Annotated in this window: 18 protein-coding genes and 1 pseudogene; 12 read left to right on the forward strand and 7 right to left on the reverse strand. The window is 71.2% G+C overall.

Annotation, left to right across the window (positions count from 1 at the left end; genetic code table 11):
- Nucleotides 1–77 precede the first annotated feature (77 nt).
- Nucleotides 78–1,031 carry an anti-sigma factor RsbA family regulatory protein gene (locus AC5L3X_RS04110; protein WP_494855189.1) on the reverse strand — a complete coding sequence of 318 codons (954 nt, stop codon included), beginning with the start codon at nt 1,029–1,031 and terminating at the stop codon, nt 78–80.
- Between the two features lie 179 nt (nt 1,032–1,210).
- Here AC5L3X_RS04110 and AC5L3X_RS04115 point away from each other — a divergent pair, with 179 nt between their 5' ends.
- Nucleotides 1,211–1,765 (forward strand): DUF1707 SHOCT-like domain-containing protein, encoded by a 555-nt coding sequence (locus AC5L3X_RS04115; protein ID WP_494855191.1) that lies wholly within the window; start codon nt 1,211–1,213, stop codon nt 1,763–1,765.
- Here the strand turns inward: AC5L3X_RS04115 and AC5L3X_RS04120 are convergent.
- The gene (locus AC5L3X_RS04120; protein ID WP_494855193.1) at nt 1,735–2,829 is read right to left on the reverse strand and encodes an aromatic ring-hydroxylating oxygenase subunit alpha; all 1,095 of its coding nucleotides are present in this window, start codon (nt 2,827–2,829) and stop codon (nt 1,735–1,737) included. The genes AC5L3X_RS04115 and AC5L3X_RS04120 overlap by 31 nt on opposite strands.
- A gap of 235 nt (nt 2,830–3,064) precedes the next feature.
- On the opposite strand from AC5L3X_RS04120, the gene AC5L3X_RS04125 reads away from it, so the two are divergent.
- Complete coding sequence (locus tag AC5L3X_RS04125; RefSeq protein ID WP_494855195.1) at nt 3,065–3,439, forward strand: hypothetical protein; 375 nt, start codon at nt 3,065–3,067, stop codon at nt 3,437–3,439.
- A 101-nt stretch (nt 3,440–3,540) separates the two neighbouring features.
- Entirely contained in the window at nt 3,541–5,043 is a 1,503-nt protein-coding gene (locus tag AC5L3X_RS04130; RefSeq protein ID WP_494855197.1) for a DUF2079 domain-containing protein, read from the forward strand.
- Nucleotides 5,044–5,074: 31 nt separating this feature from the next.
- Here AC5L3X_RS04130 and AC5L3X_RS04135 read toward each other — a convergent pair whose 3' ends face one another.
- On the reverse strand, nt 5,075–6,208 hold the full coding sequence (locus tag AC5L3X_RS04135; RefSeq protein ID WP_494855199.1) for a glycosyltransferase family 4 protein: 1,134 nt from the start codon (nt 6,206–6,208) through the stop codon (nt 5,075–5,077).
- Nucleotides 6,209–6,231: 23 nt separating this feature from the next.
- Here AC5L3X_RS04135 and AC5L3X_RS04140 point away from each other — a divergent pair, with 23 nt between their 5' ends.
- From AC5L3X_RS04140 to AC5L3X_RS04150, 3 genes are all read left to right on the forward strand, one after another.
- Nucleotides 6,232–7,050, forward strand: coding sequence for a PIG-L deacetylase family protein (locus AC5L3X_RS04140; RefSeq protein WP_494855201.1), 819 nt, complete (start codon nt 6,232–6,234; stop codon nt 7,048–7,050).
- A gap of 50 nt (nt 7,051–7,100) precedes the next feature.
- On the forward strand, nt 7,101–8,159 hold the full coding sequence (locus AC5L3X_RS04145; protein WP_494855203.1) for a lysylphosphatidylglycerol synthase transmembrane domain-containing protein: 1,059 nt from the start codon (nt 7,101–7,103) through the stop codon (nt 8,157–8,159).
- Between the two features lie 66 nt (nt 8,160–8,225).
- Entirely contained in the window at nt 8,226–11,639 is a 3,414-nt protein-coding gene (locus AC5L3X_RS04150; protein ID WP_494855204.1) for an ATP-binding protein, read from the forward strand.
- Here AC5L3X_RS04150 and AC5L3X_RS04155 read toward each other — a convergent pair.
- Nucleotides 11,608–12,123, reverse strand: coding sequence for a hypothetical protein (locus AC5L3X_RS04155; RefSeq protein WP_494855206.1), 516 nt, complete (start codon nt 12,121–12,123; stop codon nt 11,608–11,610). The genes AC5L3X_RS04150 and AC5L3X_RS04155 overlap by 32 nt on opposite strands.
- A 159-nt stretch (nt 12,124–12,282) precedes the next feature.
- Between AC5L3X_RS04155 and AC5L3X_RS04160 the strand changes: the two genes are divergently transcribed.
- Both AC5L3X_RS04160 and AC5L3X_RS04165 read left to right on the forward strand, forming a co-directional pair.
- On the forward strand, nt 12,283–12,810 hold the full coding sequence (locus AC5L3X_RS04160; protein WP_494855208.1) for a DedA family protein: 528 nt from the start codon (nt 12,283–12,285) through the stop codon (nt 12,808–12,810).
- Nucleotides 12,811–12,907: 97 nt separating this feature from the next.
- On the forward strand, nt 12,908–13,741 hold the full coding sequence (locus AC5L3X_RS04165; protein ID WP_494855209.1) for a D-alanyl-D-alanine carboxypeptidase family protein: 834 nt from the start codon (nt 12,908–12,910) through the stop codon (nt 13,739–13,741).
- Nucleotides 13,742–13,747: 6 nt separating this feature from the next.
- On the opposite strand, the gene AC5L3X_RS04170 is transcribed toward AC5L3X_RS04165, so the two are convergent.
- The gene (locus AC5L3X_RS04170) at nt 13,748–13,927 is read right to left on the reverse strand and encodes a hypothetical protein (protein WP_494855211.1); all 180 of its coding nucleotides are present in this window, start codon (nt 13,925–13,927) and stop codon (nt 13,748–13,750) included.
- 71 nt (nt 13,928–13,998) lie between these two features.
- On the opposite strand from AC5L3X_RS04170, the pseudogene AC5L3X_RS04175 reads away from it, so the two are divergent.
- Nucleotides 13,999–14,127: pseudogene (locus AC5L3X_RS04175) on the forward strand (LacI family DNA-binding transcriptional regulator); the annotation flags it as partial.
- A gap of 395 nt (nt 14,128–14,522) precedes the next feature.
- Nucleotides 14,523–15,017, forward strand: a complete 495-nt coding sequence (locus tag AC5L3X_RS04180) for a substrate-binding domain-containing protein (protein ID WP_494855212.1) — start codon at nt 14,523–14,525, stop codon at nt 15,015–15,017.
- On the opposite strand, the gene AC5L3X_RS04185 is transcribed toward AC5L3X_RS04180, so the two are convergent.
- Complete coding sequence (locus AC5L3X_RS04185; protein ID WP_494855213.1) at nt 15,014–15,265, reverse strand: DUF4235 domain-containing protein; 252 nt, start codon at nt 15,263–15,265, stop codon at nt 15,014–15,016. The two genes, AC5L3X_RS04180 and AC5L3X_RS04185, sit on opposite strands and share 4 nt — an antisense overlap.
- Before the next feature lie 171 nt (nt 15,266–15,436).
- Here AC5L3X_RS04185 and AC5L3X_RS04190 point away from each other — a divergent pair, with 171 nt between their 5' ends.
- Both AC5L3X_RS04190 and AC5L3X_RS04195 read left to right on the forward strand, forming a co-directional pair.
- Nucleotides 15,437–16,099, forward strand: a complete 663-nt coding sequence (locus tag AC5L3X_RS04190) for a rhomboid family intramembrane serine protease (RefSeq protein ID WP_494855214.1) — start codon at nt 15,437–15,439, stop codon at nt 16,097–16,099.
- A 147-nt stretch (nt 16,100–16,246) separates the two neighbouring features.
- Nucleotides 16,247–16,744 carry a hypothetical protein gene (locus AC5L3X_RS04195; protein WP_494855215.1) on the forward strand — a complete coding sequence of 166 codons (498 nt, stop codon included), beginning with the start codon at nt 16,247–16,249 and terminating at the stop codon, nt 16,742–16,744.
- Nucleotides 16,745–16,967: 223 nt separating this feature from the next.
- Here the strand turns inward: AC5L3X_RS04195 and AC5L3X_RS04200 are convergent, their stop codons facing one another.
- Nucleotides 16,968–19,124 (reverse strand): serine/threonine-protein kinase, encoded by a 2,157-nt coding sequence (locus AC5L3X_RS04200; RefSeq protein WP_494855217.1) that lies wholly within the window; start codon nt 19,122–19,124, stop codon nt 16,968–16,970.
- Nucleotides 19,125–19,153: the final 29 nt, after the last annotated feature.

The following is a 19,153-nucleotide window of genomic DNA, read 5'->3' on the forward strand; positions in this document are numbered from 1 at the left end:
TTCGGACTCGACCGGGCTGACCTGGTCGGACACGACCCCGGGTAGGGCCTGCCCTCTCAGGGTGGATCCCGCGCGCGCTACGCGGGCATGACGGGCATCGAGGCGCGGGCCGGGAGGTCGAAGTAGGTGCGGATCGCGGTGCCGCCCGCGCGGGTGTGCACCCGGACCAGGTCGCTGACCAGGTTGACGATCAGCAGCCCGCGTGAGCCCGCGATGCCCGCGTCGACGGGCTGGCGCCCGGCCAGCGGGTCGGTGATGTGACCGGTGTCGCTGACCTCGCAGACCAGCCGGCCGGCCTCGGTCCAGATCCTGATCAGGCCGCTGCCTCCGCCGTGGTCGAGGCTGTTGGCGCCGAGCTCGGCGATCACCAGGCGGATGTCGTCGAGCCGGTCGCCGCCGAAGCCGAGCTCGATGGCCCGCTCGGCGGCCAGCCCGCGCGCCCCGGCCAGGTTGGTGCGGTCGAACCGGAGCGAGACGAACGCGCCGGGCTCGCCGAGGGGCTGGTTGTGGCGGTCGACGACCTGGTCGGGCGCGTAGCCGTGGCTGCGCCGCTCATCGCCGCCGCCGTCGCGGAGCACCGGGTGGGTCAGCTCCGCGTCGTGGAGGACATCAGGACCGAGCCGCGCGGCGTCGTAGGGGCACAGGATCGTGGCGGCGCGGCCGGAGAACGCGTGGTTGATCAGCGCCTCGTGCTGCACGCACGCGGGGTATTCGGTCGTCGTGCGGCCGGGCCAGATGGGCTCGCCGACGATCCGGACGTGGTCGCCGGGGTGCCGGTCGGCGAAGTCACGCAGCACGCCGGGGATGATGCGGCCGGGGTTGCGGCCGGCCCGCGTCATGTCGAGCAGGTGGACACGGGCGGCCTCGTCGCCCAGCTCCGCCTCGATCAGCTTGAGGTTGGCCTCGGGCACCGCCACCGCCGTCGGGTCACCGGACTCCAGTCCTTCGCGGACGAAAGCGGTGACGGCACTCGTGTACTCCCGCTCCCCCTGGTAGAAGAGGGCGGTGTGCACGAAAGGATCTTCCGACATCGGTTTCCACCGTACCCTCTCGTGAGGACTTCCCTGCCATTCGTTGGGTATCTGTCTGCTGTGACCAGACTCCAGATCGTTCGCCGTCCCCAGCCGGTTCGACGTCCGCTCCCCCTCGATCTGCGCACCCCCTCCGGACGGCGCCTGCCGTTCTGATCCTCGCGAACTATGCTCATGACATGTCGGATTTGGAAATGCGCGTCTCCGACGAGGATCGGGAGCGCGCCGCGCAGCAGTTGCAACGCGCATTCACCGAGGGTCGTCTCAACCAACTGGAACTGGAGGACCGGCTCGAGGTGGCCCTCACCGCCAAGACCTACGGCGATCTGGCCGGGCTCATCGCCGACCTCCCCCACGAGTCGCCCGTCGTCGACGACGCGGTCCTGCTGGAGTCGAAGAGCGGCCACATCAAGCGGTCCGGCGACTGGGCGGTGCCGCGGCACCTGCGGGTGGTGTCCAAGTACGCCAGCGTCGAGCTCGACTTCTCGCAGGCCGGCATTCCGCATCCGGTCGTCGACCTGGACCTGGACCTCAAGTACGGCTCCGCCACGATCGTGCTGCCCGAGGGCGGCGCCGCGAACGTGGACCGGTTCCAGAACACGTGGGGCAGCACGAGCACCACGAACGTCCCGGGCAGGCCCCGCCCCGGAGCCCTCTACGTCGTGGTGACCGGGGAGAGCAAGTACGGCCAGCTGGTGGTCCGCTATCCGCGCAGGCGCTGGTTCACCCATTGATGGAAGATCGAGATGTGGTGCTCGCTCGGCACCAGCACGCCGCCCCGGCGGTAGGCACGTGACGACATGCCGGGCTGCGTGCGCTCGCAGGCGTCGAAGTCCTGGAGGTTGACCCGGTGGAACAACTCCACCGACCGTGACAGGTCGGCGCCCGCGGCCACCACGTCGGGGTGGTAGAGCCAGTCGCACTCCACCACCGTGCGGTCGGCCGCCAGCGGGAACATCCGGTGCAGGATCACGTGGTCGGGCACCAGGTTGACGAACACCTGCGGCTTGACGGTGATCGCGTAGTAGCGCCGGTCCTGCTCGGCCGGCACGTCGGGCAGTTTGCCGAAGCCGGGGCCGCCGTCCACGGTGAACCCCTCGGCCTTCTGGGCGAACTCCGCGCCGTGGCCCACGTAGTACTGCGCCGCGAAGCCCCCGGCGAACTCCGGCAGCACGGCCGTGAGCTCCGGGTGGATGGTGGCGCAGTGATAGCACTCCATGAAGTTCTCGACGATGAGCTTCCAGTTGGCCTGGACGTCGTAGACGACGCGGCGGCCGAGGGCGAGCCGGTCGACCTGGTAGTGCTCGATCGCTGCCGGGTCTCCCAGCCGTTCGGTGGCGGCGTGGATCACCGTCTCCTCGAACGAGGGCGGCTCGTCGGCCAGGCAGACCCAGGCGTATCCGAGCCATTCGCGCAGCCGTACCGGGATCAGCCCGTACTCGGTCCGGTCGATGTCGGGCATCTTCGCCAGGTTGGGCGCGGCGGCCAGCCGCCCGTCAAGGTCGTAGGACCAGGCGTGATAGGCGCACCTGATCGTCCGCTTCACCTCGCCGGACTCCTCCGGGCACAGGCGGGCGCCGCGGTGCCTGCAGACGTTGAGGAAGGCCCGCAGCGCGCCGTCGCGCCCCCGGACCACGATCACGTTCTCCCTGCCGACCTGGACGGTCCTGAACGCGCCCGGCGCGCGGAGGTCGTCGGACCGGACCGCGCAGAACCACAGGGACTCGAAGATCTTCGCCTGCTCCTCCTCGAACACCGCGGGATCGGTGTAGGAGGGGCCGGAGAGCGTGGGGATCAAGCTCGACGTACTGGCCAATCGACACCTCTTGTTGCGTAATACGCACCGAGTTGCCTACATGCGCCATGGTCAGGTCGGGCTCACGAGGCTGTCAAGAGGCCGCCGAGGATCGGCTGGACGCCTGGTCGCGTGCGGTTGATCACAGTTCATAAGGAAGTTGTTAGTTTCGTGCAAGCGGCCAGCAAGAGGAGATCCATAATGTCCCCTTCATTCCATCCCAACGAAGGGCATGACCATGACTCCCCCTCGTCGTCGGATCGCGCTGACGATCGCGACGTTCGCTCTCGCCGGCCTCACCACCGCGTGTGGCGCCATCGGCAACGCGGTCGACTGCAACGCGGTCGCCCAGGAGATCACCGCGATCTCCAACGAGTTCAGCACCTCTCTGGGCAGCGCGGCCACGGACCCCGACGCGCTGAAGAACGCCGCCACCGTCGCCTCCGACAAGGCCAACGCGCTGGCGGGCAAGTACGACGGTGAGCTCGGCTCCTCACTCAAGGAGTTCGCCGGGATATTCGACAGCTTCAAGAGCAACGACGTCAGCGAGATGACGGCCGCGACGTCCAAGCTCTCCAGCTTCCAGACCAAGATCACGAGCGCCTGCTCCTGATCGGATAGCCGGCCGTCGCGTCGCATGTGGTCTGTGTGGGGGGCACAGCGACGCGGCGGTCATGACACGCTCCAGGGCAAATCGGTCTACTCTTGCTGCCCGTGACGGGCGAGATCATGGCGGCCGAGACGGGGACCACCACCGCTGCCGACCCACCCCGGAAGGTCGCGGTGCGCGGTCGTCGGCCGTGGATCGCGGTGCGCGGACATCGGCTGTGGGTCGGGCTGATCGCGCTGACCGCCGCCACGGCGTACGCGGTGCTCGGCCTGGTGAAGCTCGCCACCTTCCGCGCCTCCACCTTCGACCTGGTCATCGTCGACCAGGCGGTGCGCAACTACGCCCGGTTCCGCCCGCCGTACGTCCCGGTGATGGGGGCCTGGCACGACCGGGGGCTCGACTACGTCCAGCTGGCCGACCACTTCTCGCCGATCTACGCGCTGCTCGCGCCGTTCTACTGGATCCACGACGGCCCGGCGACGCTGGTGGTGGCCCAGGCGCTGCTGTTCGCCGCGGCCATCCCGTTCATCTGGCTGTTCACCCGGCGCGTGCTGGGCACGGTCCCGGCCTACCTGGTCGCGGTGGCGTACGCGCTGTCGTGGCCGGTCGCGCAGGCGGTCGCGTTCGACGCGCACGAGGTGATGTTCGTGCCCGTGCTCACCGCGATCATGATCGAGCGCTACCACGCGGACCGCCCGCTGCCCGCCTTCGTGGCGATGTTCGCGCTCCTCCTGATCAAGGAGGACATGGGGCTGATGGTGATCGGTTTCGGGCTCTACCTGCTGCTCACCGGCGACCGGTTGCGCGGGCTCTGCTGTGCGGCGGTGGGCGTCGGCGGGGTGCTGCTCACCCGGGGCGCGCTCATCCCGATGCTGGGCGGCGACACCGGTGACTTCTGGGCCTACGGCCACCTGGGCCCCGACCTGCCCGGCGCCGCCCTGGGGCTGCTGTCCGACCCGCTCGGCTCGCTGCTGTTGCCGTTCAGCGACGAGGCCAAGGTCGACACGTTGTTCCTGCTGGTGTGGCCGACGTTGCTGCTCTGCCTGCTGTCGCCGCTGTCGTTGGTCGCGCTGCCGCACGTGCTCGAACGCATGCTGTCCGACCGCGCCCTGTGGTGGCAGGCCGACTTCCAGTACAACGCGTTCACCGTGGTGATCCTGCTCCTGGCCGGGGTGGACGGCCTGGCCCGGCTGCTGCGCCGGATCAGACGGCCGGACGACCGTTCGTTGAAGCTGGTCTGGTCGGCGGCCGTCTGCGTGGTCGCGCTGACGCTCGTGCCGAGGTTCGCCCTGGACCAGCTCTACCACCCGGACTTCTACAAGGGCGACGAGGTCAAGATCGCCGCCGCCCGCGAGGCCGTGGCCCAGGTGCCGTCCGGCGTCACGGTGGAGGCGGTCAACTCGCTCGGCCCCGCGCTGACCTCACGGACCACGGTCCTGCTGTGGACCGGCGAGTCTCACGGCGCGCCCTGGGTGGTGGCCGACACGGCGCGCTGGGAGTTCCCGTTCGGCTCGGCCGAGGACCAGGCGGCCCAGGTCGACCGGCTGGTGAGCGAGGGCTACGCGAAGGTCTTCGAACGCGACGGCTACGTGGTGCTGCGCCGGTGACCGGCCGCCGGGCCGATCCGGCGTACCCGGCCTACCTGCTCCCGCGAGACCGCTGGGCCGCCTCGGCGTAGGCGCGGTCGAATCCGGCCAGCACCGTCGACCACGAGCCGGTGGTCGGCGCGTCGGCCCGGTTGTGGGCAGTGATGCGCTCACGCAACTCGTGATCGGCGCACAGCCGGGCCAGCGAGTCGGCCAGCTCGCCGAGGTCACGCCCGAGCAGCCCCTCGGTGCCCTGCCGGACGAAGTCGGCCACACCGCTCTGCGCCCGCGCCACCACCGGCAGCCCGGCGGCGCGGGCCTCCAGCGCCGCGATGCCGAACGACTCGCGCGGCGCCGGCGCCACGAACACGTCGGCCGACTCGAGGACCTTGGCGATCTGCTCACGGGTGTGCCGGCCGGGCAGCGACACCCAGCCGGACATGCCATGCCTGGCCAGGTAGCGCTCCATCGACGCGCGGGCCGGCCCGTCGCCCACCACGGTGGCGCGCAGTCGGATGGACGCGGGGACCCGGGCGCGCACCATGCCGAGCAGCCGCAGCAGGCGCACCGGCTGCTTGCGGGGCGCGAGCCGGCCGACGGCCACGATGTGCACCTCCGCCCGCCGAGGCTCCTCCCCCCGGCCCGCCGCGCCGGTGGACGGTGAGGGCCGCCAGCCCGACAGGTCGAGGCCGTTGGACACGACGTGCACCGGCACCCGCGGGCCGGCGACCGCGCGGATCGGCGCCGCCGCCGCGTTGCTCACCGTGGTGGCCACCAGGCCCCAGCGCTGCCAGCCGTACACCAGGCGCAGCAGCCGGTAAGCGCCGCGCGTGACCGGGTCCCACATGCTGTGCACGGTCACCACGCACGGCACCCCGGCTCGTACGGCGGCGCGCACCCCCATCCAGGCGAACGGCGAGACCGCCCCCGCGTGCACGTGGACCACGTCGGGCCGCGACGCGGTCATCCGCCGGGTGAGGTGACCCACTCCTAAGGGGTGCACCGGCAGATCGAACGGCATCCTCGCGACGATCCGGTGCACCCCCGGCCGTGCCTCGCCACGTGTCGCGGTGGCCACCTCGACTTCGTGGCCGGCCTCTCGCTGGGTGCGCACGAGATCGGCCACCTGCACCTCGATACCGCCGAGTCGTGGCAGGTAACAGTCGCTCACGTGAAAGATCCGCACCCTTCCCAGACTAATCTGGGCATGTGCCTCCACGTACCGCTGTGTTCTTCCACGCTCATCCCGACGACGAGGCCCTGCTCACGGCGGGCACCATGGCGATGCTCGCGGCCGAGGGGCATCGCGTGGTGCTCGTGGTGGCCACGGCGGGCGAGCGCGGTCTGGCCGCCATGGAGCCGGGCGACGAGCTCGGCCGCACCAGGCTCGAGGAGCTGTACGAGTCGGCCGCCCTGCTGGGGTGCGCCCGCGTGGAGTGCCTGGGCTACGGCGACTCGGGGCTGAGCCCCGCGGGGGGCGTCGCCGACGAGCGGCCCGACAACGCCTTCATCGACGCCGACACCGAGGAGGCGGCCGGCAGGCTGGCCGCGATCCTGCGGGAGGAGCAGGCCGACCTGCTGTCGATCTACGACCCGGCGGGCGGCTACGGGCACCCCGACCACGTGCAGGTGCACCGGGTGGGCAGGCGGGCCGCGGAGATCGCCGGCACGGAGATCGTCCTGGAGGCGACCGTCAACCGCGATCCGCTGCTCAAGCTGCTGCGGATGGCGGGCAAGGTCTACAGATTCCCGCCGGAGTTCGACGTGCGCACGTTCGAGAGCGCCTACTCGCCGGGCGAGACCATCACCCACCGGGTCAACGTCCGCAGATTCGCGAAGCAGAAGCGGGCCTCGATGTCGGCGCACGCCTCCCAGGCCAGCGGCGGCGAGAGCGACCGCACGCTCGCGGTCATGCTGAAGGTGCCCTATCCGCTCTACCGGCTGGTCTTCGGCACCGAGTGGTTCGTCCGGCGCGATGTCCCGCCCGGCACCCGCCTGCGTCATCCTCTGGACCCGGGGCCGAAATGACACCCCAGGACGATCCGGACCGGCGCGCGGGCGGGCAGACTGGTGGGCCGATGAAGAACAAATGGCTCCAGATCACCTTGTCCGCCCTGTCGCTCGCGCTGGCGGTGGCGCTGGTCGTCTACCTGCCGCAGATCGTCCAGTCGCTCACCGGCAAACCGGTCTCCTGGCAGCAGATCGGCCAGGTGTTCGGCGGACTGGGCGCCGGCATGATCGCGTTGATGGCCGTGGTCTGGCTGCTCAGCCTGCTCGCCTACACGTTCGTGCTCACCGGGTCGCTGCCGGGGCTGACCCACCTGCAGGCCCTCACGCTCAACGCGGCGGGCAGCGCGGTCAGCAACCTGCTGCCGTTCGGCGGTGCGGCGGGGGTGGCGCTGACCTTCGGGATGACCAGGGGCTGGGGGTTCGCCAACCGCCCGATCGTGGTCATGACGCTGGTGAGCGGCATCTGGAACACCTTGTTCAGGTTCATCCTGCCGGCCGTCGGCATCGTCGCGCTGCTGATGGCGGGCGAGGTGCCCAATCCGGACGTGGCCAAGGCCGGATGGGTGGGCGCGGGGTCGATCCTGGCACTGTGCGCGGTCGTCGCGGCCGCGCTCTACTGGGACCGCGCCGCCGTGCTCCTCGGCCGGGCGCTCGACTTCCTGGCCCGCCTGGTGCGCCTCAGGGTGCACGCCTCCGAGGCGCTTCACCGGCTGCGCAAGGACACCGCCGAGATCCTGCGCACCAGATGGCTCGGCCTGTCGCTGGGCATGGTGTTCTTCCTGGGCTTCCAGTGGGCGATCATGGTGATCTGCATGAAGGCCGCCGGGGCCTATCCCGGCCTGGCCCAGTCGATCGCGGTCTTCGCCCTGTCACGCGTGCTGACCAGCGCACTCGTCACGCCCAGCGGCGCGGGGATCATGGAGACCGGGGTGGCGGCGCTGCTGCTCGCGTTCGGGGTCGACGCTCCGCAGGCCACGGCCACCGCACTGCTCTTCGGCTTCTGGACTTACACTATCGAGATCCCGTTCGGCGGCCTCGCGTTGGGTGCGTGGGCGCTCCTGCGCAGACGCAACGGCCGGAGTGCCGCCGCGGAGCCCCCGTCAGCGATCTCGAAGGCCTCCCCGTGACGATCCGAAACAGAACATGTGTCAATCATCCACGGGCCTTGTGCGTGATTCGGAAGCCCGCATAGCGTGGCGGCTGACATGGTGGCGTTCCGGGTTCTGGGGCCAGTCGAGGCGTACGAAAACGACGAACTCGACCTCGGCGGGTTGCGGCAACGGGCCGTCCTCGCCCGACTTCTCGTGGCCAGAGGTCAGGTCGTGCCGGTCGACACGCTCCTCTACGACCTGTGGGACGACGACGCGGCCAAGGGCGCCCAGTCGGGCCTGCAGGTCTACATCTCGCGGCTGCGCCGGGTCCTGGAGCCGGGCCGGCCGCGCGGCGGCCCCAACCGGCTGCTGGTGACGGTCGCCTCCGGCTACGCGCTGCGGGTGGCGGCCGACCAGGTCGACGCGCTCCGGTTCGAGCAGCTCGTCCGGGCGGCCGGCGAGCATCTGGAGGAGGGCGACCCGCCGTCGGCGCGCGGCCGGCTGGAGAAGGCGCTCGGCCTGTGGCGCGGCACCCCCTACTCCGACTTCGCCGACCAGCAGTGGGCCGAGGCCGAGGTCAACAGGCTGACAGAGCTGCGGTTAGTGGCCCGCGAGCGCCACGCCGACACCGGGCTGCGCCTCGGCCTGCCCGCCGAGACCGTGCCCGACCTCGAGGCGCTGACCACCGAGCACCCGTTGCGCGAGGAGGGCTGGCGGCTGCTCGCGCTCGGCCTCTACCGCTGCGGCCGGCAGGGCGACGCGCTCGCCGCGCTGCGCCGGGCCAGGGGCATCCTGGCCGACGAGCTGGGCATCGATCCCGGTCCCGCGCTGCGCAAGCTCGAGTCCGACATCCTGGCCCAGTCGCCCGAGCTGGAGCTGGCGGTGACGCCCCGCTCGACCAGGCCGGTGCCGGTCACCGACACCTGGCCGCCCCGGCCCGCCACGCCCGTGGAGCCGCCGCCGCTGGAGCCCGAGCCGTTCGTCGGCCGCGACGCCGAGCTGGCCCGGCTGACCACCGCCGCCAGCCGCACCGGCAGACTCCAGGTCGCGATCGTCACGGGCGTCGCGGGCGCGGGCAAGACCACGCTGCTGCGCCAGCTGGAGAGCAGGCTCAGCGGTGACGGCTGGATCACCGCGTCGGGCGCCTGCCCCGACTCCAGCGCCACCCCGCCCGGCTGGGCCTGGGTCGAGATCCTGCGCTCGCTCGTCGGGCGCACCGGCGCGGGCGAGTACGCCCACCTGCTGGCTCCCCTGCTCGACGACGCCGACCCCGATCCCGACGACGACGAGGCGTCCGGCGGCTTCCGGCTGCACCGCGCGGTCGGCGGCTATCTGGCCGGGGTGTCGCACCGCGCTCCCGTGCTGATCACGCTCGAAGACCTGCACTGGGCCGACGACCAGACCCTCGCCCTGCTCCGGGCGCTGCCCAGCCTGCTCGCCACCAGCCGGGTGCTGCTCGTGGTGACCTGCAGGGAGAGCGAGCTCGACGACCGCCAGTCCGACGTGCTGGCCGCGCTGGCCCGCCTCGGCCCGCTGCGGGTGGGCCTGAGCGGGCTCGACCCCAAGGCCGTGGCCGAGCTGGTCAGGGCGACGTGCGTGCGCGAGATCGACGAGGACGCGGTCGAGTCGATCGTCGAGCGCACCGGCGGCAACCCGTTCTTCGTCCGCGAGACGGTGCGCCTGCTCGACTCCGAGGCCGCCGCCGACCGGGCCAGCGCCACCGAGGTGCTGTCGCGCGTGCCCTCGGGCGTGCGCGACGTGCTGCGGCGGCGCATCTCGCGGCTGCCCGCCGGGGCGCAGCAGATCCTGCTGCAGGCCGCGGTGATCGGCCGCGACGTCGACGTCGACGTGCTCGTCGACGTCGCCGGCGAGGAGGACACGGTGGTGGAGGCGGTCGAGGCCGCGCTGCTGGCCGGGCTGGTGACCGAGCCGGGCCCCGGGCTGCTCAGGTTCGACCACGACCTCGTGCGCGACACGATCTACTCCGACGCCTCGCGGCTGCGCCGCACCCGGCTGCACGCGGCCGTGGCGGCGGCCATCGAGCGGCGGGCGCCCTCCGACGTGGCGGCGCTGGCCCACCACTACTTCCTCGCCGACGCCGCCGAGAAGGCCGTGCACTACGCCAGGCTCGCCGCCGAGCAGGCCGAGCGGCGTTTCGCGCACCGCGAGGCGGCCACGCTGTGGGAGCAGGCCATCGCGGCGTTCGAGCGCCGGAGCGCGCGCCGGGAGAGCGACGACGGCCACGACCGCGCGAGCGCCGACACCCGCGAACGCCTGCAGCTGATGCTGCGCCAGATCCGGGCGCTCGCGCTGTGCGGCGACATGTCCGCGGCCCGGCTGCTGCGGCGCCAGGCCATGGACGCCGCGCTGCCGCTGGGCGACCTGGAGATCACGGCGCGGGTGGCGGCGTCCCTGGCCGTGCCGCACAAGGGCATGGCGCGCGACTTCACCCGCACCGCGTGGGAGATCGTCGACGTCACCGAGCAGGCGCTGATGGCGCTGCCCGAGGGAGAGCAGACGCTGCGTGCGAGCCTGCTCACCACCCTGGCCCTGGAGCTGGAGGGCTCCTCCTCGCCCGAACGTGGCCGGCAGGCGTCGCTGGAGGCGCTGGAGCTGGCCCGGCAGAGCGGCGACCCGGTGCTGCTCGCCGCCGCGCTCAGCGGCCGGCTCCGCCAGTCCTACGACATCCCGGCGGTCGACACCCGCGAGAGCATCGGCCGCGAGTTGCTGGAGGTCGCGCAGCGCTCCGGGCAGATGGCCACCCAGGCGCTGGCCCACCTGGTGCTGCTGGAGTGCGCCGCCGCCCGCGGTGAGTTCGCGGTGGCCGACGAACACGCCGCCGCCGCCAACGGGCTGGCCAGACAGTATGACCTGTCGGCGCCGGCCGCCGTCTGCGCCTGGTATTCCGGGCAGCGGCTGATGATCGCCGGCGACTACCAGGGCGCCGAGCGGGCCTACCGTGACGCCGCCCGGATGACCGCGCGGGCCGGCATGCTGGAGGGCCGCCAGGACCTCCCGCTGATCGCCAGATTCTGCCTGCACCTGGTCGACGGCCGGGCGGCCGAGACGGTCGACCTGCTCGCCGAGGCCCACCAGCGCGGCGCCAAGTGGACCCTCGACGCCTACGCGCTGGCGCTCGCCTCCGCGGGCCACCTGGCCGACGCCAACGCCGTGGCCGCGACCCGGCCGCCCGTGCGGCCCGACTTCCTCTACGAGCTGGCGATGACGTGGCGGGCGCTGGCCGGGATGCTGCTCGACGACCGGGAGCGGATGGTCGACTGCTACGACAAGCTCAAGCCGTTCGCCGACCGCGTCGCGGGCGCCGGCACCGGGGTGGTGGCGCTGTGGCCGGTGGCGCTGACGCTGGGAGATCTCGCCATCCGGCTGGGCCAGCCCGACGCCGCGCGCGACCACTACACGAAGGCTCTGGAGGTGGCCGAACGGGTCGGTGTGCCCCGCTGGGTGGAGGCGGCGCGCCGGTCGGTCAGCAACTCACCTGGAAACGCCGGCTCTTGACGGTCTTGGCGCCGTCCACGGTCAGCTCGACGCGATACCAGCCCGGGTTGCCGGTGAGCCTGGGGTGCCAGGCGACGGTATCCTGCGACCCGGCGAACCCGGAGTAGTCGACCAGGTAGGCGTCCCAGGTGTTGGTGCCGGGGTGCCAGCGGGACAGCTTCCAGCCGTAGAGCACGGTCCGGTCGGGCGCCGGGTTGACCACGAGGGTGCGGGCCTCGTACGTCTTGACGCATCCCGCCCCGGCCTGCTGCTGGCTGACGCTGATCCGGCCGGCGGCGGCCGGGGCGGCCTCGTAGGAGGCGGGCGCCGTGATGGGCACCGCGCGGGCCGACAGGGTGACGGTCTGCGTAGGCTGAGGAGCGGAGTTGGCGGTGTCGTAGGCGGACAGTCCCACGTAGGCACCGGTGAAGGCGAGGGCCGCCACGAACAGCTTGGCTGTGCTCGCCGAGCCGGTGGCCAGGACCGCGGTGCTTCTCGTCGCCATGATCAACTCTCCTCTTTGTTCATCTATAGAGATAAGCGAGGGTGGTTGAGGTCCGCTTGTCGGCTGCTTGCACCCTTTGCGGCCCGCTCGCGGGCGGGTGTGGCGGCCGGGTAACCGGTGAACTAAGGTAAGGCTGACCTTTGTACAAGAAGGGGGGCGATGTCGTTCATGCGATCGTTCGCGCTGGCTGTACCCGCCCCCACCGAGCCCTTCTGGCTCGGCCTGCCGTACTGGCTCGTGGGTGTCGTCCTGATGATCGCGCTCTTCGGCGTGTTCCAGGTCTACTACTGGGTCGGCCGCAGGCTCGGCGAGCGCCTCTACGACTCGCGCATGGGCGTCAAGCTCGGCCGTGAGCGGATCGCGAAGGTGGAGCGGATCGTCGGCCGGTGGGGGGCGCTGGCCGTCTACGGGTGCTTCTGGGTGCCGATGCTCCGCCACACGCTGCCGTGGGTCGCGGGAGCGCTGCGCGTCTCCTATCCGTGGTACATCGTGGCCAGCGCGCTGGGCTGCGTGACGTGGGCGCCGCTGTGGTGGTTCGGCCTGACCGCGCTGGTGTGGGGCTGGCTGCAACTGGCGGCGCGCTCGCCGGCCGGCGCGGCGGTCGTGGCCGTCGCGGCCGTCGCCGCGGTCGTCGCCTTCTTCGTCTGGCGCAGGAGGCGGCGCACCGAGAAGGCCTTCGTCGCCTGAGGGCCCTGGCCCGATCCGGCCGGTTTTCCGCGGCTTCGGCGCGTGGTGGCGCGTGGTTCGGCCGATCGATCACCGATGACCTGTCACCATGTCGGGCATGCGTATTGGGGGTTTCATCGGCTCTGCCATCCTTGCCCTGGTCCTGTGGATCCCGTCGCCCGCCGTGGCGGCGGACACGCCCGCGGTGGGCGCCGGGGTGGCGTACGTGATCGATTCGGCGGGAACGATCCACTACGGCAAGCGGCAGACCCGCCGGGTGCCGGTCGCCAGCCTGGTCAAGGTGATGACGGCGTACGTGGTGCTCAACGAGGCCAAACTGGGCGACCGGATCACCGTGACCTCGGCCGACGTCCGCCACGCGGTCGCCAACGGGGCCACCACCGCCGCGCTCGCCAAGGGTGAGCGGCTGACGGTCAGGGATTTGTTGTACGGGCTCATGCTGCCGTCGGGCGGCGACGCCGCCAACGCGCTGGCCAGGACGTACGGACCGGGCAAGCCCGCGTTCGTGGCCAAGATGAACGCGGCGGCCAGGCGACTGGGCCTGCGCGACACCCGCTACACCAACGCCGACGGTCTGCCGGCGCCCGCCGGTGGCTACTCGACGGCCGTCGACCAGGTCAGGCTGGCCAAGACGGCCCTGGCGAATCCGGCGTTCCGCACGATCGTGTCGCGCGAGAAGCACGTCGTCCCCCGGACGTCGCTGCACCGCGCGCACACCTGGCGCAACACCAACAAGCTGCTCCAGAGGACCGAGGGCGTGCTCGGCGTCAAGACCGGCTACACGCGGGAGGCGGGTTTCTGCCTGCTGTTCGCGGGCGAGCGGGGTGGCCGCCAGGTGATCGGCGTGCTCCTCGGCGACCAGGACGCCCGGCGCTTCACCACAGCGGAGAAGCTGCTCGACTACGCGGACGACCGGATCTCCCGCGGCTGACCGAGGTCAGGAGCCCGCGACGAGCGGGTCGAGACGGTCGGCCGTCCAGCGCAGCGTGCACGCGAGCCGCATGCGGACCCGCGTCCGCTCGCGCGACGGCCGCACCGGCGCGCCCGGAAGCGCCTCGTGAACCGTCTCCTGGTGGCCCATCGCCGTCTGGTGAGCGAGAACCTGCATGGCTTCCATATCTCCTCCTTAATCCATTAAGAGCTTAATCCATTAAGAACCGCTCGGCAAGGGTTCGATACGGTGGACGGATGGCCAGAGTCACGCTGCAGACGATCGCCGACAGGCTGGGCGTGTCCCGGGCCACCGTCTCCTACGCCTTCTCCCGGCCCGACCAGCTCAGCGACGGCCTGCGACGGCGGATCATGGAGGTGGCCGACGAGCTCGGCTACGGCGGCCCCAACCCCACCGCGCGCTCGCTGCGCCTCGGACGGGCCGGCGCGCTCGGGCTGCTGTTCAGCGAGACCCTGCCCTACGCCTTCGCCGACCCCTACGCCATCGGGTTCTTCCAGGGCATCGCCACGGCTGCCGAGGACGCCGGCGTCGGGCTGCTCATCCTGCCGCTGCCGCACGGCGACCGCCGCAGCGACACCGTGCGCGACGCGGTGGTCGACGCCTTCTGCGTGGTCTCGCTGCCCGACGGGCATCCGGCGCTCGCCGAGGTGTTCGCCCGCAAGGTGCCCGTCGTCGTGGTCGACGAACCGTACGTGCCCGGCCACCCGTTCCTGGGCATCGACGAGCCCGTCGCGGGGGCGCTGGCCGCGCGGGGGTGGCCATGGTGGGCCTGCACGACGACGGCCACACCGGCTGGGCGGGCGTCGCCCGGCAACAGGGCGCGGTCTTCGAGGCCATGCGCCGCCGCCGGAGCGGCTACCAGGCGGCCTGCGAGGAAGCCGGGCTCGACTGGGGGGACGTGCCGTTCTTCGAGGTGGCCCGCAACTCCCGCGAGGCCGGCCGCAAGGCGGGGCACGCGCTGCTCGGCCGCGAGCCGCGCCCGACCGCGATCCTCACCAACACCGACGTGCTGGCGCTCGGCGTCCTCGACGCGGCGGGCGACCTCGGTCTGACCGTGCCGGCCGACCTGTCCGTGGTGGGTTTCTCCGACAGCGCCGCCGAGGAGGCCGGCCTCACCACGATCAGGCAGGCCAAGCAGCAGATCGGCGAAGCGGCGGGCCGTTTGCTCCTGTCACCGCCCGGCGACGCGCCCGAGCGGACGATCTTCCCGCACGAGCTGATCGTCCGCGGCTCCACCGCTCCCCCGCCCGCCTAGTCTCCCGGCGTCCCGTGCCGGAAGGTCTGCGTGCCCGCGCGGTGCACGGCCGCCTTGACCAGGCCGAAGATCGCTCCCTGGATCGCGGCCGCCACGAGGACCTCCGTCCACCCCCGGCCCAGGTCGTCGGCGTCCGGCGCGTCCTCCTCACCGGACACCAGCTTCCACACCTGCTTGAACATCGAGGCCGCCAAGGCGCCGCTCAGCATGCCCATTCCCAGTGACGTGACCTTCTCTACAGACCGCATCTCGCCTCCTTACGACGGCTCTGCCCGTGCCCCGTGTCAGCCTGCTAAACCCCCGTCCGCGACGGCCCTGTCTTCAGACCCGGGGAAGAATCCGCCCTGACGCTGGTTCGTGATCTTTCCCTCAGATACTGGTCTCGCTCGTACGGCGCAGTCAGCCAAGGAGGAACCCAGGTGGAGGCCAAGGGGCCCACGGCCGAGATCATGATCGCTGAGGCCCGCAAGGCGTTGTGGGTGATGGTCGGCTTCCTGGTCGTCATCTGGACCGCGCAGATCGCCAACTGGGCGTCCGGCTACGCGCTGAGCTACCACTACGGTGTGCAGGCGTGGAACCCCGGGAGCCTGCCGGGCATCGTGTCGTCACCGTTCCTGCACTGGAGCTGGGAGCACATCCAGGCCAACTCGGGTCCGCTGTTCATCTTCGGATTCCTGTCCGCGTATCGGGGCGTCACCAAGTTCCTCAGCGTTACGGGACTCATCATCCTGGTCAGCGGCCTCGGCGCCTGGTTCACCTCCGCCCCCGACGGGATAGGAGCGGGCGCGAGCGGCGTGGTCTTCGGCTACTTCGGCTACGTACTGGTGCGCGGCGCGTTCGACCGGCATCTGATCGACATCGTGGTCGGCCTGGTCATGGGCCTGTGCTTCTCCTATCAATTCACCGGCCTGCTTCCCCAGGAGGGCATCGGCTGGCAGGCCCACCTCTTCGGCTTCCTCGCCGGGGTGCTGGGCGGTTGGGTGTTCCGCGACCGTGGCAGAGGTCCGCGGCCGACCGCGGCCTCCCCACGACAGAACCCCAGGGCGGCGCTGCTGAAGGAGCTCGACGATCTCGGCCTCTGACAGAGCTACGACTCGCGCCCTCCACCGGTAGGCGCCGAGCGAGGGCCGCCTCCTCGACGCCGAAAGGAGGCGTCACCTCTGGACCACTTCGTCGTTGGACAGATCGTGTCATCAAACGGATCTTCAGCGAACGCGAGGAGGACCACGATGCCCAAGATCAGGCTGACAGGACGAGCCGTGGCTCTGGTGACGGCGAGCGTGCTGGCCGGCGGGATGCTCACGATCGGCGGAGCGGCCTTGGCGACCGCCATGAACGAGGAGCCGATCAACGCCTGCGTCACCACCGCGACCGGCGCCCTGCGGGTCGTCCCGACGGGAACGGTGTGCGGCGAGGGCGAAACCGCGCTGGACTGGAACCGGCAGGGCCCGCCTGGACAACTCGGCGTATTCACGATCAAGGGGCCGGGCACCAGGATCGCGCCCGGGGAGACAGCTCACCTGCGGGCCGACTGCGGCGGCGCGAACTACGCGATCTCCGGCGGATACCTGGGCGAGCGACCGACAGCGCCGGTGAGCGTGTTCGTCAACACCATCGACCACCAGGACACCAGCGCGTGGCGAGTCGGCATCATGAACCACAGCGAGACGACGACCTACTTCTTCGGGACATACGCGTCATGCGTGCCACTTCCAGCTGCTCAATAAGGATATCGGCCACTCGCCGACGAGCCCGTCCACATATTCGCGCGGAGGTGCCCACGACGGTTGTGTCGTGGGCGCTTCGTTCCACGTCTCCATGTCGTACGCGGCGCCGGCGGTCACCGAGCCCGCCTTCGCGTCCATCCCGCGCCGGCCGTCGAAGGAAGAGCCCTGAGCGGGCGATGGCGTTGCTGCGCCACCAACTCGACCGCCTCCGCCCGTGGCACCGTCACTCTCCGTCGCTCGCATGCTGGTTCAGTCGCTGGTTCAGTCGCTTCGCAGGCATCGTTCGAGGGTCTCGATCGAGAGCGGCCTTGACCCACCGGGCGGCCTGCAGCGCTCCTTGCCGGATGTGCTGGTCGTTCTCCGAACCGTCGACCACGATGTAGCACACGTCGATAACGAGGTTGTCCAGGCGGAACATCACGGTCGTATAGTGCAAGCCTCTCCATTCGGAGCCCGCGTCGTAGGCGAAGGCACCCTGGCCCAGGCTGGAGACGTTCCGCTGTCCCGACACCACGGACTCGAACACCCGATCGACTCCGATGTCCGCCCTGCTCCAGAGAATCTCAGCGCCATCCGCCCGCGCTCGCTTCCAGTCGCGTAACGCCTTTTTCGCCGCCTTGGTGCTGGGGAACCATCGAGACGGTGCCACCTCAAGAGCCCTGCCGTGTGCCGCCCAGTTGCATCTGCCGCTGGCGGTGTCCGCCCGCGCACGGGCTTTCGGGACGAGTTCCTTTACCTGACTGGCTTTGAGCAGGGCGCAATAGTCGATGGGCGAGGAGAACCGGATCTCGGCCGGGGCCTTGGTCGGCGGAACCTTGGACCCCGGGGCCGCCGACTTCGTCGCCCGCGGTTGCTCGGGCGATTCGGAGGTCGGCGTGACGGTGGGCCAGGAGGTATCAGGACTCTCCCCGATGGCCAGCAGGAAGCCCAGCAACACCGCGGGGCTCAGCACTGTGACCACGACGAGCGACCGCTCACGGATCGCGCGCATGCCTGAGCCGATGGCCCTGCCCCAGGAGCGCGGCCCGGCATCCGGCGCGCGCGAGGATGAGGACGTCATGTCCTGTTTCGCGGGCGGCGCTAGGGACGCGGTGCGTTCGATCAGCGTGGACGGCCGGCTTGTGCCGTCGATGAGCGTCCGCTGATCAGGGCCGCCGGAAGCGAGTGGCCGGTCAGCCTCGCCAGGTTCCGGTCTTTCGACGACCCGGGTGAGATCCGGATCGTCCAGACCGACCGGCCGGACGACTCCGGCCCCTTCGACGACCCGGGTGGGATCCGGATCGTCCGGGCCGAGTGTCCGCACCACGTCACCGTGCTCTGGCGCTTCGGCCGGCGGCGTCGGCGGGGCGTCCCGGGAAGGGTGAGCCTCAAGAAGAGCGGAGTCGGCGGCGTCTCGGAGCCCGGCGTCGGCGGATTCCGCGACGGTGGCCGGGGGCGGGGGTGCGAGGTCGCCTGGATTCGCCGGCGGCCGGGTGGCGGGTGTGGCGACGAGGGTGCGCACGACGTGGGCGACGGGTTCGGGCAGCCACCTGGACTCGGCGTAGAGCTCGACGAGCGTGCCACCGTCCGTGGCGCTGTCGGCCAGCTCGTCCAGCAGGCCGGCCGCGCTAGGCCGCCGCTCAGGACTCTTGTCCAGGCACCGGCTCACGATGGAACGCAACCCGGGCGGGAGCGCAGCCAGATCAGGCTCCGCGTGCACGGTGCGATACCACAGCCCCTGCCACGAACCACCACCGAACGGCCCGCTCGCGGAGGCGGTGAACGCCAGCACCGCCCCCAGACAGAACACGTCACTGGCCGGCCCCACCGGATCCCCGGTCAACTGCTCAGGAGAGATGAAACCCGGCGTCCCCACCGCCATACCGGTCCGGGTCAGCTTGCTGCCCTCGACCGCCACAGAAATCCCGAAGTCGATCACCCTGGGCCCGTCCGCGGCCAGCAGCACGTTGGAGGGCTTCAGGTCCCTGTGCACCACCCCCACCGCGTGAATGGACTCCAGCGCTTCGGCGAGCCCGGCCCCCAGCGTGAGCACGGCCTGCTCTTGCCATGGACCATGCTCGGCAACCGCCTGATCCAGGGACAGACCCGGCACGTACGCCGTCGCCAGCCACGGCGGGTCCCCTTCCGGATCGGCGTCCACCACCCCGGCGGTGAAGAACCCGCTCACCGTACGAGCCAGGGCGATCTCACGAGCGAACCGGTGCCGGAACTCCCGATCGCCGGCCAGCTCCGGGTGGACCACCTTCACCGCCACCGCGCGCCCGCTCCGCGACCGACCCAGGAAAACGCGGCCCATCCCACCCGCGCCCAGCCGAGCCTCGATCCGATAGGGCCCCACCCTCCGTAAGTCCTGCGGCTGTAACTCCTCGAACACGGCCACGCGCGCCTCCCCAAGGTTCGCGATCAGCT

The organism is Nonomuraea sp. CX421, assembly GCF_059358955.1.

Coding starts and splice junctions, on each gene's coding strand:
- AC5L3X_RS04110 (WP_494855189.1), bottom strand. CDS start 1,031: ATGTCGGAAGATCCTTTCGTGCACACCGCCCTCTTCTACCAGGGGGAG.
- AC5L3X_RS04115 (WP_494855191.1), top strand. CDS start 1,211: ATGTCGGATTTGGAAATGCGCGTCTCCGACGAGGATCGGGAGCGCGCC.
- AC5L3X_RS04125 (WP_494855195.1), top strand. CDS start 3,065: ATGACTCCCCCTCGTCGTCGGATCGCGCTGACGATCGCGACGTTCGCT.
- AC5L3X_RS04145 (WP_494855203.1), top strand. CDS start 7,101: ATGAAGAACAAATGGCTCCAGATCACCTTGTCCGCCCTGTCGCTCGCG.
- AC5L3X_RS04155 (WP_494855206.1), bottom strand. CDS start 12,123: ATGGCGACGAGAAGCACCGCGGTCCTGGCCACCGGCTCGGCGAGCACA.
- AC5L3X_RS04160 (WP_494855208.1), top strand. CDS start 12,283: ATGTCGTTCATGCGATCGTTCGCGCTGGCTGTACCCGCCCCCACCGAG.
- AC5L3X_RS04165 (WP_494855209.1), top strand. CDS start 12,908: ATGCGTATTGGGGGTTTCATCGGCTCTGCCATCCTTGCCCTGGTCCTG.
- AC5L3X_RS04170 (WP_494855211.1), bottom strand. CDS start 13,927: ATGGAAGCCATGCAGGTTCTCGCTCACCAGACGGCGATGGGCCACCAG.
- AC5L3X_RS04180 (WP_494855212.1), top strand. CDS start 14,523: ATGGTGGGCCTGCACGACGACGGCCACACCGGCTGGGCGGGCGTCGCC.
- AC5L3X_RS04185 (WP_494855213.1), bottom strand. CDS start 15,265: ATGCGGTCTGTAGAGAAGGTCACGTCACTGGGAATGGGCATGCTGAGC.
- AC5L3X_RS04195 (WP_494855215.1), top strand. CDS start 16,247: ATGCCCAAGATCAGGCTGACAGGACGAGCCGTGGCTCTGGTGACGGCG.